The 17,945-nt window shown below is 46.4% G+C and carries 19 protein-coding genes and 1 other annotated feature; of the genes, 8 read left to right on the top strand and 11 right to left on the bottom strand.

Annotation, left to right across the window (positions count from 1 at the left end; translation table 11 throughout):
- Positions 1-128: 128 nt before the first annotated feature.
- From BLR65_RS07005 to BLR65_RS06995, 3 genes are read left to right on the top strand one after another with little or no spacing between them, the layout of a single operon-like run.
- Entirely contained in the window at positions 129-1,169 is a 1,041-nt protein-coding gene (locus BLR65_RS07005) for an HD-GYP domain-containing protein (protein ID WP_093793482.1), read from the top strand.
- 56 nt (positions 1,170-1,225) lie between these two features.
- Positions 1,226-2,389, top strand: coding sequence for a methyl-accepting chemotaxis protein (locus BLR65_RS07000; RefSeq protein WP_093793481.1), 1,164 nt, complete (start codon positions 1,226-1,228; stop codon positions 2,387-2,389).
- A gap of 31 nt (positions 2,390-2,420) precedes the next feature.
- The gene (locus BLR65_RS06995) at positions 2,421-4,481 is read left to right on the top strand and encodes a methyl-accepting chemotaxis protein (RefSeq protein WP_093793480.1); all 2,061 of its coding nucleotides are present in this window, start codon (positions 2,421-2,423) and stop codon (positions 4,479-4,481) included.
- 2 nt (positions 4,482-4,483) lie between these two features.
- Here the strand turns inward: BLR65_RS06995 and ilvA are convergent, their stop codons facing one another.
- From ilvA to BLR65_RS06950, 9 genes are all read right to left on the bottom strand, one after another.
- On the bottom strand, positions 4,484-5,473 hold the full coding sequence (gene ilvA, locus BLR65_RS06990) for a threonine ammonia-lyase (protein ID WP_093793479.1): 990 nt from the start codon (positions 5,471-5,473) through the stop codon (positions 4,484-4,486).
- A 46-nt stretch (positions 5,474-5,519) separates the two neighbouring features.
- Positions 5,520-5,783 (bottom strand) — a binding site (T-box leader).
- Between the two features lie 86 nt (positions 5,784-5,869).
- Entirely contained in the window at positions 5,870-6,316 is a 447-nt protein-coding gene (locus tag BLR65_RS06985; RefSeq protein ID WP_169716972.1) for an OmpH/Skp family outer membrane protein, read from the bottom strand.
- A gap of 422 nt (positions 6,317-6,738) precedes the next feature.
- Positions 6,739-7,029, bottom strand: a complete 291-nt coding sequence (locus BLR65_RS31730; protein WP_425441012.1) for a type II toxin-antitoxin system PemK/MazF family toxin — start codon at positions 7,027-7,029, stop codon at positions 6,739-6,741.
- Positions 7,030-7,048: 19 nt separating this feature from the next.
- Positions 7,049-8,710: a ribonuclease J gene (locus tag BLR65_RS06975; protein WP_093793476.1), complete on the bottom strand. Its 1,662-nt coding sequence runs from the start codon at positions 8,708-8,710 to the stop codon at positions 7,049-7,051.
- 157 nt (positions 8,711-8,867) lie between these two features.
- On the bottom strand, positions 8,868-9,536 hold the full coding sequence (locus tag BLR65_RS06970; protein ID WP_245692535.1) for a trimeric intracellular cation channel family protein: 669 nt from the start codon (positions 9,534-9,536) through the stop codon (positions 8,868-8,870).
- 315 nt (positions 9,537-9,851) lie between these two features.
- Positions 9,852-10,799: an efflux RND transporter periplasmic adaptor subunit gene (locus tag BLR65_RS06965; RefSeq protein WP_245692532.1), complete on the bottom strand. Its 948-nt coding sequence runs from the start codon at positions 10,797-10,799 to the stop codon at positions 9,852-9,854.
- On the bottom strand, positions 10,792-13,224 hold the full coding sequence (locus BLR65_RS06960) for an ABC transporter permease (RefSeq protein ID WP_093793474.1): 2,433 nt from the start codon (positions 13,222-13,224) through the stop codon (positions 10,792-10,794). The genes BLR65_RS06965 and BLR65_RS06960 overlap by 8 nt, the downstream gene beginning before the upstream one ends.
- Positions 13,217-13,978: an ABC transporter ATP-binding protein gene (locus BLR65_RS06955; RefSeq protein WP_093793473.1), complete on the bottom strand. Its 762-nt coding sequence runs from the start codon at positions 13,976-13,978 to the stop codon at positions 13,217-13,219. Before BLR65_RS06955 ends, BLR65_RS06960 begins: the two co-directional genes overlap by 8 nt.
- 97 nt (positions 13,979-14,075) lie before the next feature.
- The gene (locus BLR65_RS06950) at positions 14,076-14,672 is read right to left on the bottom strand and encodes a TetR/AcrR family transcriptional regulator (protein ID WP_169716974.1); all 597 of its coding nucleotides are present in this window, start codon (positions 14,670-14,672) and stop codon (positions 14,076-14,078) included.
- A gap of 379 nt (positions 14,673-15,051) precedes the next feature.
- Between BLR65_RS06950 and BLR65_RS06945 the strand changes: the two genes are divergently transcribed.
- The 5 genes from BLR65_RS06945 to BLR65_RS31720 all read left to right on the top strand — a co-directional run bounded on the left by BLR65_RS06945 (position 15,052) and on the right by BLR65_RS31720 (position 17,184).
- Positions 15,052-15,384 (top strand): hypothetical protein, encoded by a 333-nt coding sequence (locus BLR65_RS06945; RefSeq protein WP_093793471.1) that lies wholly within the window; start codon positions 15,052-15,054, stop codon positions 15,382-15,384.
- Between the two features lie 324 nt (positions 15,385-15,708).
- Positions 15,709-16,038 (top strand): hypothetical protein, encoded by a 330-nt coding sequence (locus tag BLR65_RS06940; RefSeq protein WP_093793470.1) that lies wholly within the window; start codon positions 15,709-15,711, stop codon positions 16,036-16,038.
- Positions 16,001-16,381, top strand: a complete 381-nt coding sequence (locus BLR65_RS31725; RefSeq protein ID WP_093793469.1) for a type II toxin-antitoxin system RelE/ParE family toxin — start codon at positions 16,001-16,003, stop codon at positions 16,379-16,381. The genes BLR65_RS06940 and BLR65_RS31725 overlap by 38 nt, the downstream gene beginning before the upstream one ends.
- 12 nt (positions 16,382-16,393) lie before the next feature.
- Positions 16,394-16,606 (top strand): iron-containing alcohol dehydrogenase, encoded by a 213-nt coding sequence (locus BLR65_RS31980; RefSeq protein WP_218130626.1) that lies wholly within the window; start codon positions 16,394-16,396, stop codon positions 16,604-16,606.
- Positions 16,607-16,962: 356 nt separating this feature from the next.
- The gene (locus tag BLR65_RS31720) at positions 16,963-17,184 is read left to right on the top strand and encodes an ATP-binding cassette domain-containing protein (RefSeq protein WP_373657529.1); all 222 of its coding nucleotides are present in this window, start codon (positions 16,963-16,965) and stop codon (positions 17,182-17,184) included.
- A gap of 298 nt (positions 17,185-17,482) precedes the next feature.
- Here the strand turns inward: BLR65_RS31720 and BLR65_RS29605 are convergent, their stop codons facing one another.
- A complete protein-coding gene (locus BLR65_RS29605; protein WP_176772707.1) occupies positions 17,483-17,656 on the bottom strand; it encodes a hypothetical protein in 174 nt (57 codons plus the stop codon).
- Positions 17,653-17,945 (bottom strand): transposase (locus tag BLR65_RS06925; RefSeq protein WP_218130625.1); only part of this gene is annotated, 293 nt, incomplete at its 5' end. The genes BLR65_RS29605 and BLR65_RS06925, both read right to left, overlap by 4 nt.

Genomic DNA, 17,945 nt, shown 5'->3' with positions numbered 1-17,945 from the left:
TAGCCGCTCCTACTTTTTGGTATTTGACCTAATAGAAATTTCACAATACCTGTCTTAAAATAGTAAATATAGTAAATTTTTGTCATATATACTTTATTGGCTACTATCTAATTACGCGGAGGCTACAAATGTTTTCCAAATATGACGTAGTATTAACCAGAGACCTCAAAACCGGCATGATCATTGCACAACCCGTTATTTCTGAAAAAGGACAGATCCTCGTGGAAGAGGGAAGCTTAGTAACAGATGAAACAATTAACAACTTGCTGCATTGGGGAATTGCCGTCGTTAGTGTAGCCTGCTCAGGCAAACCGCATACTGTAAGCCCGGGTTTCCTTCATACCTATAAGGAAACCCTTGATTTAGTGTCGTCGACCTTTAAAAAAGTACGAAAATTTAAAGAGGTCCCGATTTCTGAATGCAAAGAACTAGCGGAAAACTATATCGCCCTGATGATTGACATTGAAGGGGTTCTTGACAGTCTTTACCGGATTAAGATGCATCATGAGTACACCTTCAAACACTCTTTGCATGTAGCCATACTGACCGGACTGCTGGGTAAATGGACAGGCTTTGCCGGCGCACGGCTGAAAGATCTGATTTTATCCGGGTTATTGCATGATGTTGGCAAAGTCTTTATTCCCGAAAAAATACTCGATAAGCCCGGGCCGCTTACGGCCGAAGAAACAGCTATTGTCAAACAGCACCCCTGGCAGGGCTATCAGTTGTTAAATGATTGTGCCGAAATTTCCCCGGAAGTCAAATTAGGCGTACTGCAACACCACGAAAGAGAAGACGGCAGCGGTTACCCCTTAGGACTAACAGGCAAGGATATCAATCTCTGCGCTAAATTTGTAGCCGTTGCCGATATTTATGATGCGATGACTACCGAGCGGGTATACCGCAAAGAAATTCCACCGTTTAAGGCTATTCATATTATGCGCCATCAAATGTCTGACAAACTTGATCCGGTCACCTGCTTAACCTTATCTGCCAAACTGCAGGAAGTATTACTGGGCACGCGGGTCTTGTTAAGCAACGGGACGCAGGGCAAGGTTGTGCAAATGACCGCCATTGACACAGCCAGACCGGTAGTCCAACTGGATAACGGCACTTTACTTGATTTAGAAAATCATGAACGCCTTACCATCATTACCTTACTGGAATAAATCACCGCAATAGACGCGCAAGAACGCATCAAAACATAAAAGGGAGGAAAACTAGCATGCAACCAAATGATTTACGGGTACACCCAAAAGAATTAGAGTTTTTAAAACAGTATTGGGATATCATGCTCCCTTCTTACGAAGACGGCGCTTGTTTTTTTGTTACCGATCTGAACACCGTAACCTTTAAATCAAAGCACAAGTTTGATATTCCCGGTTTAGATGTAGGAACGCAGTACAGTCAAAACGGTGTCGCCGCCCAGGTTATCCAGGCCCGGCGAATACATACGCTGCAAATTGACCGCAACGTTTACGGTGTGAGGGTATTTGCCATTGGCGGGCCTGTCTGGAATGATAGCGACAGTGAAATTCTGGGCGCCTGGGTTTTGGCCATGCCGCGGCAGCACAAGCTTGTCAATGCCTTTGATTCCTTTGCCCCAGTCCTAGCTGATTTACTACCGGAAGGCGGAGTCTTATACGTAGCCGACAAAGAAAAAATTATCAAAAGACAAGCCTCAAAAAAATTTGATATTCCCGAAATGCAAGTTAACACCCCCTTGCCAAACGAAAGTATCGCTATTCAGTCCCAAAAACAAAAAAAGCTGATCGCCCAAGAGATGGATGCGTCATTTTACGGCCTGCCCACTATGGTCACCGCCTCGCCGCTCATCGTGGAAAGCGGTGAAATCGTCGGCAGTTTTGGCTTAACACTGCCCAGGCATCTTGCCAATGATTTAAAAGGCATTGCCAGTTCTCTCGATCAGGGGCTAAGCGGTGTTTCCGCATCCGTACAGCAAATCACGGCTGCCACTAACGATGTCAGCGGCAGTCAGTCTCACTTGCACGAAGAAATTCAAAGAGTAAAGGAGCATTTAGAAAACATCAACAAAGTAATGGGATTTATCAAAGAAATCGCCGACGAAACCAAAATGCTTGGCTTAAACGCAGCCATCGAAGCTGCCAGAGTGGGAGAAGCCGGTCGTGGTTTTGGCGTTGTCGCCGAAGAAATCAGAAAGTTATCGGAGGAATCCAAGAAGACAGTTTCCCAAATTCGCGATTTAACAGGGCAAATTGATAAATCCGTGACGGAAACCTCCAGCGCCTCCGAATCCACGCTGGCAGTTGTGGAAGAAACCTCTGCCGCCATTCAGGAAGTCAATGCTACCATTGAAGAGCTGACCAGTATAGCCGGTAAACTGACGCAAACGGCTGCAAAACTCTAAAGGAAGTGATCCCGATGGCAGAAGGTCAACTATGAAAAGCATTCAGATGAAATTGACAGCCATCATACTTTGCATCTTTTTTGTGGCGATATGTACTTTAGCTGGCCTGAATTATTGGCAATCACGGCAAATTATTGTAGAGAATATGGCAGAGACTATGCTTACGCTTGTCTATACCTCAGCCGACGATATTGCCGGTTGGTTAAAGGAACGTCAGGCCGTCTTACAGGGAATTGCCTTGACACCGGCTATGAAAAGCGGTAATCCACAAGAGATCGTTGCCTATTTAACTGGCATTGCCAAATTCAATGACCAGTTTGAGAGCTTGGCTTTTGCCACCGCTGACGGCACCTTTGTTGACTCAGCAGGAACGACCGGAACAATTAAAGAGAGAACTTACTTTCAAAAAGCTATGCGAGGCGAGGCCGCCGTCTCCGATCCGCTCATTTCCAAAAGCACGGGGAATTTGGTTACCCTTGTCGCCGTCCCGGTTACAGTAAACGGCAAAATAAGCGGCGTATTGTCCGGCGCGGTCAACATGGAAAAAATCGCCGAAAAAATCTTGGAAATAAAAGTGGGAAAAACAGGTTATGCTTATGTGACACAAAGCGACGGCTTGATCATTATTCACGCGGATCAGGATATTGCCATGAAGACCAACCTTCTCGCCGACAGTAGTAATTTGCCTGCTGCTGTTAAAGAAACTGCCCAGCGCATGATCAGCGGCGAAGCTGGAGTTACCTGGTCTGAGTGGGACGGGAGTGAGAAGATCGTGGCTTTCGCCCCGGTACCAGCGACCAACTGGTCGCTGGCGCTGGCAGTACCGTCAGCGGAAGTAACAGGTGCGGTATCGGTCCTGGCAAAAAATTTGCTGATCGACATGATTGCCGTTTTACTTATTGTGATCATAGTCACCACACTGGTTGCCCGTCGAATCGCCAGGCCCATTCGTGATTTGGACAAGGCGGCCAACCGGATTGCCGCCGGCAAACTTTCACCAACCGGGTTTGCGATTTCTTCCGCTGATGAAATCGGCCGACTTGGTAAAAGTTTTGAACAGCTGACGGAGAAGATGCGCACCTTGATCCAGAAAGTTTTTGGGTTTACCGAACAACTAACTGTTTTTTCCGGAAAACTGATTACCTGTTCCGTTCAGTCAACCCAGGCAACCGACCAAATAGCTGCCGCCATTACTCACATGGCGGCAACAGCCGGCCAGCAGACGGCAGCCGCCCATGAGAATGCCGCAAAAATCAAACAAATAACGGCAACTATATGCCAGGCAGCAGCTAATACCGAGCAGGTAGCCGCCCATTCGCTGCAAGCGGCAGAAAAATCCCGGGACGGTGATCGGGCCGTAGAGAAAGCGGTTGCCCAAATAAATCAAATGGAGGCAACTGTCAATAATTCCGCCCGGATTGTCGCCAGGCTCGGCGAACGCTCTCAAGAAATCTGCCAACTTGTCGGCACCATTTCCTATATCGCCAGCCAGACAAACCTGCTGGCTCTGAACGCAGCCATTGAGGCGGCGCGTGCCGGCGAGCAGGGAAAGGGCTTCGCCGTGGTAGCCAAAGACGTGCGAAAACTGGCCGAACAGTCTCAAGCAGCCGCCGCAAAGATATCCGGGCTCATCGGTAATATCCGGGACGATGCCGCTAAAGCGGTAACAACCATACAAGCCGGTACTCTGGAGATTAAAACAGGGACTGAAGCAGTTCACTTTGCCGGCTCGGCCTTCCGGGACATGGCAAAGCTGATTATCGAAGTATCCGCCCAAAGCAAAGAAGCAGCAACAACCCTGCAGCAAATCATGGCGAGCAACGAACAAATTATCGAATCTGTCCAAAAAACAGATACGCTCGGCAAGCAAGCAATAGACGAAGCGAAAACCATCGCTGCATCTGTCACAGGACAGTCGGCGACCATGAAAGAAATCGCCAATTCCAGCCAGTCGCTGACTGAATTGGCGCAGACTTTACAGACTGTACTTAGCGATTTTCAACTTATCGAAGAAACAACTCAACAGCGTCCTAACCGATTTACTTTCTGGCGCAGATATAAACCCTTAATTGCTTATTTGCGAAAGCCTTAGGTTTACCAATTCGCTACTTGCTGATATTTATCCTCAATTAGTAAGGATAGCAGCAAAGGATCCATATTGCCACCGCTGACAACCACAGCCACCTTTTGCCCCGGCAGCTCGATTTTACCGGCCAACAAGGCGGCAATGCCCGCAATTCCGGCTCCCTCTGTCATCACCTTGCCACGTTCCAGCATAAATAATATGCCGCCAATAAGTTCTTCTTCTGTAACTAAGATGAGTTCATCCACATATTTTTGCGTATAGTGGAAAGTAATATTTCCCGGCTGTTTTACGGCAATTCCGTCGGCTATGGTTTTGACTGACGGGAGACAGGAACACACTCCGCAGGCTAACGATTGTGCCATTGACGGAGCACCAGCCGCCTGTACACCAATTATCCTGATTTTAGGGTTATGTTCTTTAGCGGCTACCGCCAGCCCGGCGATCAGGCCGCCCCCGCCAACAGGCGCTATAATGGCATCAACATCATATAGTTGCGACAGAATTTCCAGGGCAATCGTTCCTTGACCGGCAATAATCTCCTGGTCGTCAAAGGCATGGATAAAAGTGCTGTTTTGTTCCTGCTGCAGCTCACAGGCGTATCGGTAAGCCTCATCATAATTTTGGCCGCACAGCACTACATTAGCTCCGTAAGCCTTGGTAGCCCGTACTTTGGCTGCCGGGGCTTTTTCCGGCATAACAATTGTGGCTGATACCTGACAGGCCTTGGCTGCCCAGGCCACCCCCTGGGCATGATTACCGGCTGAGGCCGATAGAACGCCGCAGGCCATTTTCTCCGGACTTAAAGTAAAAATTTTATTAACAGCTCCCCGGATTTTGAAGGAGCCGGTTTTTTGCATATTTTCCAGCTTTAAGTAAGCCTGACAATTGGCAATTTCACTTAATGTGCGGGAATGCTGCAAGGGTGTCTGATGAACAAAGGGGGTAATTCGTTGCCAGGCCTCTTTTATTTTTACTAAGGTTAACTCATAACGGTCCATTTTTATTACCTCCTATAAAAAATTAAAAACCCCCGTTCCCTTGTTATAAAGGGACGGAGGTTAATCCGCGATACCACCCTAATTATTACAGTCCTTGAAACGACCATAATCTCTCTGTAAAGTACGGAGCCAAGCTCGATACCCCAGTGCAATAACGGGCACTGTTTCTGGGTCCCGGCAAGGCCTACTGTTGTTCAGCCTGCAACTCACAGATGATTTTCGATCATACCAGATTCTTGCTGGCTCACACCAAACCCAGCTCGCTGAAAGCTTCTTATAGTATGTCTACTCTTCTGCTCATCGTTTTTGTTTGCTATCTATATTGTTCCTAAGTATATAGAAAAGACTACCTGTTGTCAAGGCTTATTGACCTTATTGATGACCTTATTGAAAATCTTATTTGCCGGTAACTTTCTTCAGGACATCCTGGGTAATGTCTACCCCGCCGTCAACAATAACGTTTTTTCCCAGAACGACCGATAACCCTTTTTCTGTTCTTACCTCTTTAATAGCGTTGGAAATTTTATCAACAATGGGTTTAAGGAGCTCTTGACGTTTCTGCTCGATTTGCTGCCCAAGCTGTAAATCAAGTTCCCGTTTTTCCTTATCTCCCAAACCGGCGGATTTAGCGTCAAAATCTTTTTTGGCCTGTTCGCGTACAGACTGAAGCTCTTCATTGGCTTTAGGAGTATCCGGGTGATTGTTAACCAAGTACAAGAAATCAACATAGCCGACAGAAGAAGCCGGTTGGGGTGCCGCTTGCACCAGGGCGGTGCCGACCGTAAGGGTAAACAAAAAGGTAATGAACAAGGCAAAATAAACCTTTTTCTTTTGTATAAACATAACTATTTCCTTCTTTCTATCCATATTTGCTTATTTTGATTATATTCCCTTTTTTTGACCATGATCCTGCTATGATCGCCAAATTTTGTCAGACTAATCAACGCAAATAAACTCTGCAGCGTGCGCCGCAGGGTTTATATTGGGTAAGAGCAATAGTAGCAGGTTTCCCTTCGATTCCATGAAATATTCGTATTCTTGTGTCTATCAAGGGTATGCCCCATAAGGGGAGTACCCTATAAAACAAAAAGAACCACCATCAGAAAGTCATTAGCTCTCTGACAGTGGCTCTTTAAAATCATTTAGAGAATGAATAAATAAACAAGGAGCCTAACTAAACAAGTCAGGCTCCTTGAACCTAATAATCAACGCAAGACCTCTTGCGAACCTAACATTACATCTAGTTTCTGTCAATATTTTTACAGTTATTTTAGTGGTTTTAAACGATAAAACCAACTTAAAACAGAGTCTATATTTTCCCAATCTCTTTTTGTTAGAACTGCTACTTTTCCACCAATGTATCTAGGCTTGTCAATACGACTTCTATCAATAACTCGTAGTTGCTCAATTAATACTGTAGAATCTATAACTTCAAGATCAATATGATAGTTTTTCCTATCATTTAACCTCTGATTTGTTAATGGAATTACTTGACATATAGGCGAACTGGGATGCGAACGCACAATCACAACGGGTCTATGTTTATTTTCCTCTATAGGTGGTAATTTTCCCTCCTTACAAATCCATGATAATCGGTAAGATCATCGGTCTACGCCCGGTTTTCGCAAATAAGTACTTCACTAAGGCCTCCCGGATGCCATTTTTCAAGGGGGCCCATTCGGTAATCGGCTGATTTTCAAAGCGCTCCAACACATTCTTTACAATATTGCGCGCCTCATCAATTAAAGCCTCCGAATCCCGCACATAGACAAACCCCCGCGACACAATATCAGGCCCATCCAGAATACAGCCTCGGTTTTTATCCAGGGTAACCACCACGATTAATACACCGTCCTGCGATAATTGCCGCCGATCCCGGATAACAATATTGCCAACATCCCCGACGCCGAGACCATCCACAAAGATTTTGCCGGCAGTCACTTTCCCGGCAAAACGGCCTGTTTCTGCCGTAAATTCAAAAACATGACCATTCTCGCCGATAAAAACATTTTCCTTGGGTACGCCTGTTTGGTTGGCCAGTTTACCATGCTGTCTGAGCATCCGGTGTTCTCCATGCACAGGAATAAAGAACTTAGGATGAACCAGATTCAAAATAAGCTTAAGTTCCTCCTGGCTGGCATGTCCGGAAGCGTGAATGCCGGAAGCCCGCTCATACACGACATGCACCCCTAAACGCATCAAGGAGTCAATGATGCGGCCGACCGAGCGTTCATTACCCGGGATTGGATTGGCGGAAATCAACACAGTGTCCCCGGGAGTCAATTGCAAGCTGCGATGATTTTTCGCAGCCAGGCGGCTGAGCGCAGCCATGGGTTCCCCCTGGCTGCCTGTTGTTAAAATCAACATTTGATTGTCGGGATAGCGGCCGATCTCTTCGGCCCCAATTAACGTTCCTTCCGGTATTTCCATATAGCCAAGTTCTACCGCTTTATTGACCACGGTAACCATGCTTCTTCCCAATAGCGCTACTTTGCGGCCATAAGCGCAGGCCGCTTGAATGGCCTGCTGCAATCGGGATACATTGGAAGCAAAAGTGGTTAGAATAATACGTCCTTTAGCGGAACGAAAATGCTCATCAAGGGCTTCCGTTACAGTGCGCTCCGACTTGGTATAACCCGGCCGCTCAGCATTGGTGCTGTCCGAGAGCAAGACCAACACTCCTTGATTTCCCATTTCGGCAAATTTATGAATATCAATCATCTTACCGTCTACCGGGGTCTGATCAATTTTAAAATCCCCAGTATGGACAACTGTCCCAACCGGCGTCTTGAGATAAATTCCCAGTGCATCGGAAATCGAATGGTTGACCCGGATGAAGCCAACCTTAAACGGTCCCAGCGTAAGCGAATCGCCGGGAGCCACAGGAATTAAGTTAGGAGCCGCAACATCATATTCTTTTAGCCGCCCCTCTACCAATCCCAAAGTAAGTTTCGAACCGTACACCGGCACACTAACCTGACGCAATAAATAAAACAGCGAGCCAATATGGTCCTCATGACCATGAGTTAACACCACAGCCCGGACTTTATCCTTATTTTCGCTAATATAGGACATATCCGGTATCACTAAATCAATTCCCAGCATGTCCTCTTCAGGAAAAGCCAAACCGGCGTCAAGAATAATCATATCATCCCCATAGCGGAAGACGGTCATATTCTTACCGATCTCACCCAGCCCGCCAAGTGGTATTATAGAAAGTTTATTATTTTTGTTCACTAGAACCTCCAAATAACTATATTTACTAATTGTTGTTCTTATCCGCTCAAAACTATTAAACGTAACTCCGACCACGAACTAGTGGTTTAATTATATACAACTGGGCAGTGATTTGCAAATTTACGGCAACCTGTTAGGAAGAACTTTCCCCTAAAATTTAATTGCCTGCATTACGATTGCCTGATATGCCCTTCTTGCCTTCCATGTCAAGAATAGGAAAGTTCCAGCCATATTTAATACAACACAGCCGCAAGCCTGTTGTAATGCAAAAACAAAGATACAAAGGAAAATTACCGGTAAAGTACGGCTGGGTATAATAAAACGCCATGGCCCCCACAATAGTGGTTATGGCATAAACCTCCTGCCGAAACACATAAGGAATTTCTTTGACAAATACATCCCGCATGACACTGCCGCCAATACCCGTAATAACCGCAACGGTAGTAACAATAAGCAATGAGTCCAGATTATGCTGAGTGGCAAGCTTGGCACTGGTAGCCGTAAAAGCGCCTAAGCCAATGGCATCAAAAATTTGAATGGTATTTTTGAACCGGTCCAGCCAGCGGTAAGTAAAAAAAACAATAACAGTAGCCAAAGCACTAATCATAAAAAAAGTAGGGTCCCGAAAAGTTAACGGCGGTGTGTTGCCGATAATCACGTCCCTGAGCACCCCGCCGCCAATGGCTGTTGTTACCGCCAATACCAACACGCCAAATACATCCAATCGCTTTTGAATACCGGTCAGGGCGCCGGAAATGGCAAAAGCAACGATTCCCATTATTTCAAACAAACTCCAGGCTGTCATTACGCTTCCTTTCTTATGCATACTCTATACAATATCCAAATAGAGAGTTATAGGCAGAGCGATAATAGCAGCATAAATCCAGTGCAGCGTTCGAACGTTACTAACCCCCCGGTAGAAAAAACTCTTTATTGGATTATATATAGTGATTTTACCTTGCTAATTTTATCATAAATTCAGAGAAATGTCGGTAATTTCGAAAAAAATTTTTAATACCGTCTAGACTGCCACAACGGTAAGTCTTTAGCGAAACGGGCCGTTCACTGCCCAATTAAATTCTTATTCATAACTTGACACGCCGACAGGATAGGTCAATGGCCTTATACCTGCCACTCTCAGCTATATCCCGGAAGGCGTAATCGCCAACTGCGCCGTCATATTCCAGCGCAGCCGTTCGTCCCAGCGTTCCGGCACGACTGTCACGGTATAGGTAATATCCCCTCGTTTCTTCTCGCCATAAGCTCTGATAGCCTTTACCCGCCCGGGTATCTCCAAGTCGGGTATGCCGTCAAAAGTCAGAGCTGCCGGATCTCCTTTTTTCACCTTGGCAATCGTGAGTTCGGTCAAATCGTCACTGCGGATCTCCCAGGCACTTTCGTCGGCGATTCTTACCAACACCGTACCGGCAGCCGCATGCTCTCCCACTTTTATATCCAGAAAGGCAACCGTGCCGCTGATCGCCGCTTTAAGTTCCGTTTTGTCCAGCAGCCCTTCTGCCTCTACCAACCGCGCTTGTTGTGTTTCCAGTTCGGCCTGCGTCTGGGCTAACGCGGCACGGTTTCGTTCTACCGCAGTTCTCGCCTGATCGCATTGTTGCTTGGAAGTTGCGCCGACCGCTACCAAACGTTGTTGCCGTTCCAATTCGCGTTCGGCGTCAGCCAGATTGACTCTCGCCTGTTCCACCGCGGCGGCTGCGCGGCTGATATCTGCCTTGGTACTGCCGACTCTTGCCTGATAATCCTGACGCACCAGCCGGATAATCGACTGGCCGGCCTGTACGGAATCCCCCTCCTGCACCAGTATTTCACCAATTGTGCCTTCTACGGGCATAACCATCTGGGCATAGTGTACCGGAAAAACAATGCCTTCCGACAACACCCGGTTATCGGCCTTAACCGGTGGAATATCCTTTTTCTCTCCCTGCCGTCCGGTGGTGAACCACCAACCGCCGGCACATAAGAGACCAGCAATAATCAGTGTTAAAAACCAGTGACGTTTAAACCATAGCCCCATTACCCTTAACCAGCCTAATTTCATTATGCTCTCTCCGTTCTCCCTCTTATTCATAGCCAAGCACCTCACGCACACTCAGCTTGGCGGCATTTCTAGCCGGCAGCAAACTGGCGGCTACCGACAGTAAGGCCGACAATACCAGCCAAATCGCTACCCCCAGAAAACTAAACGAAAATGCCAGTGGACTCTCCAAAAACATCATCCCGACCTGATAACTCAGCAGTGCCGCTATTGGCAGTGCCAGCATGACCCCTAACAGCCAACTCAACACGCCGATGCACAAGGCCTCAACAACGAAAATTTTGGCAATTGCCAGACTGGAAGCCCCAATAGCGCGCATAATTCCAATCTCACGGGTACGTTCCAATACATTGATTCCCATCGTCCCCATAAGTCCTAAAGCACCGACAAAAGCCAGCAGGACCGCCATAATCAGTAAAAACACGATCAAAATATCAAACTGTGACCGGATCCGCTGCTTTTGTTCCCAGGTAATATCCACATTCTGCACCCGCAAATTATTTTTCTTTACATGCTCTTCAATTTTCCTGGCCAATTCGGTTTGCTCCCGGGGATCGTCCGACTGGGCGACAATCTGAACAGACCTGGCTCCGCCTGCCTCCTGCACGGCAGCGGTAAACCAGGGATAAGGCGCATAGACAATCGGCCCGGTCAGGGTGCTTTTGGCAATTCCTACAACCGTAAGCTTGAGCCGGCGGTGGCCTATTTTTAAAACTGCCTGATTGCCCACCTTTAGCTGCGGATTATCCTTCAGCGTCTCGGTATTGACCACCAGAGCACTTTCGTCTTCTGAGAGCAGCCAGCGTCCTTTGATGATTTTGGGTTGAATCATCCTGGTAGTTACCGGCGGCGCGAGAATAAACACATTTTTACTGGCTTCATCCTCAGATTCCTTGCGTTCATCTTTCAGCACCCGTCCGGACGTAAAACCCCAAGACTCTGCCGCCTTAACACCGGGGACCCTAAGAATTTCGTGGTCAATCCGGGCAGAGCGGTAGTTTTGCGTAAAACCAACAGCAATATCATAATGGAAATAATCAAGCGCATCATCAAGTGTGGAATATAAAGACGCCCGAACGGAGAATACAGCCATAAACACCGTTCCCGCGACTGTCAGTGTCAGTAAAGTCAACACCAGCCGCCCTTTCCGGCGAAACGTGTTGCGTAACGACAGCAGGACAGGCCGGGACAAAAACTTGATCCTTTCTACAATCCGCTCTATCCATTTATCCAGACGGCTTTTGCCTGTCAAATTGCCAATCCCGTAATCACTGACGGCTTCCCGGACAGTGACCCCGGTCCCGCTCCATATTGGCAAAATGGCGGCAAAGAGCGGCACAACAATAGCCGCCGTTACTTCCAGCAAAAGCACCCTAGGCGATAATTCCACACCGCCGGAATTAAAGTTAAATACCTGGGCGATAAAACCGGTAACGGCACTGGCCGCCAGCGCCCCCAACGGAGCGGCGATCAGCAAGGCCAAAACACCATAGAATCCCACCAGGCATAGATACAGCCGCAGTATCTGGCCGCGCCGGGCACCAATAGCCTTCATAATTCCTATTTGGCGAACTTGCTGGGTAAGAATCGCCGACACCGTGTTGACCAGCAAAAAAGTTCCTAACAATAATGACAACACGCCGAGTACCGTAAGCAGCATGACAAGCGCATCAATAAGGCTCTGCAGCTGATGTTCTCCCGGTTTATTGGCCTGCAGCCAAAAGACGGTGGTGTCGCCCTCTTCCAGCTTACTCCACGCCCGTCGGCCGACTGCCTCAATCGGCGCCGTTTCCTTACCCTTTAACACCCACGGTTCCACGACAAAATTCACCTGGTCAAGCTTGCGTTCCTCATCCACCTTTGCCAGCGTGTCCATATTGATATAACCATAACACCGGCCGCTAAAAAAGCTGGGAATCTGGCTGGGATCATAGACCACGCCGGTAATCTTCAACCGGCGTTTATGTCCGTCGGCGGTTTCGACCTCAATACTCTCCCCTTGCTGCAAACCAAGCTCGGAAATTGAAGATCGTTCCAGCAATACGTCGCCGTCGCCGGGCGGCCAGGCACCACTCTGGCTTTTTATAATATTTACCTTTTGCTTGCTATAGTCCGGAATAGCTGTCAAATACATTTGCCGCCATTCGCCGCTTGCCGTTCGCACCCGCAAATCAACATTGCGCCTGCCCTCGGCTTCCTTCACCCCGCGCAGACTGCGCACACTGTCCACCAGTTCCTGGTCAAACGGATCAGCGTAGAGACTGGCACTGGCCGGCGCCGCTGATCGCCAGCTTATGTCCAAATCCCTGGCAAACATGAGATAGGAGCTATACACCATGCCTACGGCAAACACCCCGACTGCAATGGACATTACCACCAGCAATGTTCTCAGCTTATTTCCCCATAAATCGGCCAAGACCTTGCGCCAGCGCGGCGAAATAAACGGATAATCAAACATGGCGCCCACGCTCCGACCTTTCGGCTGTCAGCACCTGCCCGTCATAGACGGTTACGATCCTGCCGCTCCGGCTGGCTAAATCATTGTCATGAGTTACCATAACAATGGTCTTTCCCTTGGCCGCCAACTCTTTAAAAAATTCTAAGACACTGGCCGCTGTACGGCTGTCAAGATTGCCTGTCGGCTCATCCGCGACCAAAAGCGGCGGATCATTAGCCAAAGAGCGGGCAATCGCCACCCGCTGCTGCTGTCCGCCAGACAAATTGGCCGGCAGCTTATGCGCCTGTTCCCCGACTCCTACCAAATCCAACAGCGTACGCGCCCGTTTGGGTCTTGCCGTTTTGTCATACATATCACAAAAATCCATGGGCAGCATGACATTTTCCAAAACCGTCAGTGTGGGCAATAGCTGAAAAAACTGAAAAACAACACCTACCGTGCGGCCCCGCCAAATCGCAATTTGATTTTCGGTCAGGGTATGAACCGGCGTGCCAGCCACCCATACCTCACCGCCAGTCGGCCGGTCTATGCCTGTAATCATATTAATCAGCGTTGATTTGCCACTGCCCGATTTGCCGACAACGGCAACAAATTCGCCGGCATCCACCTGCAGACGTATGCCTTTTAACGCCTCAAACTGTCCGGCCTCCGTCACATAACTCTTACGAACATCAACCAGTTCAACCGCTGCAGCCGCCTGGCGGGGTTGCGGCAAATCGCTGCTTACGAATGCGGATAACCATTTCCCCAGCATATTTCCTCCCCAATTACCTTACTCTGTTTACAATGTTTTATTGGCTAAAGATTTTTGCAGGCAACAATACACCAGCCGCCTGCGCCTGCCATATTCTTTACTGCGGGATATCCAACAACACATCGATAAATGTGGCTTCAAATTGCCTGGCCAAACTTTCAGGAGTTAAGGTTTGACTTGTGATTAAATACGGCGTAACTCCGTCCAGGGCTGCAAATAAGGCGGTTGCCTGGCTGTGAGCATTGTGGCTGCGAAACTTTCCCGCCCTTATTCCGCCGACCAACAAGCGCTCATAAAAAGAAATCATTTCTTCACTATAATTATTAATCAACGGCCACATAGCCGCACAAACAAGAATTTTCGACAAAGACAACAAGGTAAATATCATTTCGCGCGAATGCCTTGACCAATGCTGTAGATACGCATAAATAAAATAACGCAGTCCCTCCACCGGACAGTTCTTTGCCTCCGCTGTTTGGATCATCTCCAAGATAGGTTCAAAATATCTTCCATTAGCGGCAAGCAGTATCTCATCCTTACTGCCAAAATGATAATACAGCCCGCCTTTCGTCAGGCCGGCCCGCTCGGCAATCGACTGCATCGAAGTCCCTTCATATCCCTTTACTACAAATTCATTTACCGCGGCTTCAATAATTTCTTCCATCCGTTGTTCTTTAGGAGCCTTCTTGGTCACTGAATACATCTCGCTTTCAAAAAACCTACCGACGGTATTTATTTTAGAGGAAAATAGTTACTCTGTCAATTCCTGCTGTTACACCAGTCTGGCTGTTGCGTTGATTGCTAACCATACTACGACTCGCGTTGTCCTTTTGTTCGGTCTTAGAAGCAATTTATCCGTATATTCAAAGCCCCAGCCATCCTTACTTCAATTGTCAACTGTCTTTTACTTTTGATACGTTGAATTCGGAGATTATTATGCCTTGCGATAACCCTATCAAGAATTTTGTAACAACCCGCTACTATGGTTAAATTTTCCGAAAGTTGTTTTATAATAGTATTATAGCCACTCAAGCTAATTGAATTTTAATTATCTTTCGAGGAGGTTTTTAAGCATGGAAAACGATAATCAACAAAACCAATTAGTACCTATTCTGGAAAGCAAGCCTGTCGGAGTTGAAGAAAAAGAGCGTGAGGGCGTTTTTGTAAACGGGTTTATATGTCAAAACTGTGGTCTTCACTTTAATTTGTTTTCTTGGAAAGCTAATCGCCATCGAAGCGAAAATACGTACTGTCCAGAGTGCGGCGTAAAGGGGTCCTTCATACACTACCGGAAAGTTTTAAGTAGTAAGAGAGTTAGAGATGACAATTCCAACGACGAGATATTCAGACAAGTGCCTTTAGAGGGTAGTCAGTTAATGCCTGACAGCATTGTAATTTCAAAATAAAGCAGACTAACCTTCAGGTGGGGTTTTAACCCCATCTGAAGCTAAGTCTCAGGATAAAAAATTAATAGGGGTAGCACCAAGATTATGCGGATTTGATACGGCAAGGTGATAAATGATTTTCTTACTTAACATTTCTTAGCGTACGAAATCCGCGTTTTATTGGCGATACCCCTATATAATAATGTACTTATTCTGTTTTACACTCTCAAAGAGCACTACTTAAAAGTATCTTAAAATTGATTTTTTCCTGATTTATTCTTGATTATTTTTTCATTTTTCAGGTATAATAAATATAGAACTCTAATACAAAGAGGTGCAAATAAAATGAAAGCAATAATTCGTCCAATGACTGATTTGGCTAAAAAAATGGACGAGATTGAGCATTTTTGCTTAGTAGAAAATTTACCTGTTTATATAACAAAAAAGGGTACTGGCAGGCTGGTTGTTCTTGGTCACGAAAACTACGAAGACCTAATGTCTCAAGTAGAAAAACTAAAAGAAGAGAACGAACTATACAAATCTCTGATTCAGTCGGCTGGAGAGAGTCGTCGAGGCGAAAGTCGAGATATCAATGATGTCTTGGACGAATTAGATGCCGAGTTAAGGGAGCGGGAAGATGACGACGAGCAAAACGAACGGAAAGTTTCAGGTTAAAATCGTACCTACGGCACAAAGAGATTTAAGAGACGCTGCTCTATATATTGCCAAAGATAGTCCCGTTAACGCCCGGAAATTCGTTGCAGATATACGGGCTAGGATAAACAATGTTTTAGCCAACAGTCCCAACATATGTTTACCGCCTAGGGCATACCCCTTCCTTGCAGAGCAAGGATACTTACGGTTTTCCGTACACACTAACTATAGCGCATTGTGGATTTGGAACGGACAAGTTATCGAGATACACCGCATTTTACACAACAAACGCAATTGGACGCTCATAATGGGTGGTCCAGAAGAAACGGCTGAAGGCGAGAACGGCAATACCATACTTTATTAACGCTTACCATAGTTGGGTTTACAGGGAAAAACCAATGGCGAACTGGTAGACTCATTAATTACAATGGTGAAGAATTTGAGGGCCAAAGTTGAAATACCGTCTACGCTAAAAGAGTTTGGTGTACCAGAAATTCTATTTAAGGCTCATCTGGATGAAATATCAGAATTTGCGGTCCAGGATCCCTGCACAAGCACAAATCCCAGAGATATTCTGTCGAACAAATGAAACGGCTGTTTGAAACCGTGTATTACGGAAAATAAAAGGGAGCCGCTGCCATGTTACAACCAATGAAATTTGCGGAATTTCTGGAGGAACTGGGTTCAGACTCACCATGAAAATAATAACCATTCCATGGATAAAGTGAAAACAGCCCCTGAAAACTTTTTTAATGTAAATAGAGAAAAGGGTATAACGCGTCAGGGGCCGTGCTGAAATATAAAAGTTTCAGCACGGCCCCTTTAGTATTTTAGGCGCTCTTGTCAGCAAAAGTTCGGACTGAGTCATCCGCCTCATCATATTGCTTAGAAGCCTTGCCAGTACACAAAAAACTAAATTCGATCTTTCAAGGAGGATTATTGCCGATGCCAGTAGCAACCAGTGGAACCATCGACGTCTATGGAGCTCAAGAAAACAACCTGAAAAATGTTTCGCTTCACATTCCTAAAAAGCAGATTACAATTTTTACAGGAGTATCTGGATCTGGCAAATCCTCTTTATGTCTTGATACCATATACTTTTTCCTTCAACCATCCCCTGGGAAGATGCCCTCGCTGCGACGGGTTGGGCGAGGTAACCGACCTTGATGTGCATAAGCTGGTGGACTTTAATAAATCGTTAAATGAAGAAGGAGCAATCAACTACATTGCGTTTAAACCGGGAGGCTGGCGCTGGATTGAATACGCCTGCAGCGGACTATTTGACCTTAACAAAAAAATCAAGGATTACACCCCTGAAGAGCTTAACATGTTTCTTTATTCACCACAGATCCGGCTGAAAAACCCTCCCGCGAATTGGCCCAAAACGGCTAAATATGAAGGACTCATAGTCCGTATGTATCGTAGTGTCATCAAATCGGATGAGGGAAAACGGCATAAAAAATTGCTAGAACCTATGACAACTACCCAAACTTGTCCGCAATGCGGGGGCGCGCGCTTGAGTGATACCGTACTCTCCTGCCGTATTGCCGGAAAAAATATCGCGGAAACCACCGACACGGCGTTTCTCTTTTTTATCTTCTGCTTTATGTTTAACTTCAAGATAAATAGCTTCTGTCATTTTCCCAGAATGTTGATAGCTTTTTTTAGTACATCAAGAGCATCCTTTGCATCACGAAGTTCTCTTCTAAGGCGGGCATTTTCTTTTTCAATATCGCTAGAATAATTGCCTGATCCGCGAGTCGGAACATCGCCGTTATTTTCTCTGGCGATTTTAAGCCATTTTGTTAATGTGCTATATCCTATTCCTAAATTTGATGCACAACCCTTAACGCCAAGATCTGAATGGTCGTAATAATAACGGACGGCATCTTCTTTGAATTGTTGAGTCTGTTGCTTTGCCATTGTAT

The organism is Sporomusa acidovorans (assembly GCF_900101845.1).
Classification (GTDB): Bacteria; Bacillota; Negativicutes; order Sporomusales; family Sporomusaceae; genus Sporomusa; species Sporomusa acidovorans.
This window is presented reverse-complemented; position numbering and strand designations above follow the sequence as displayed.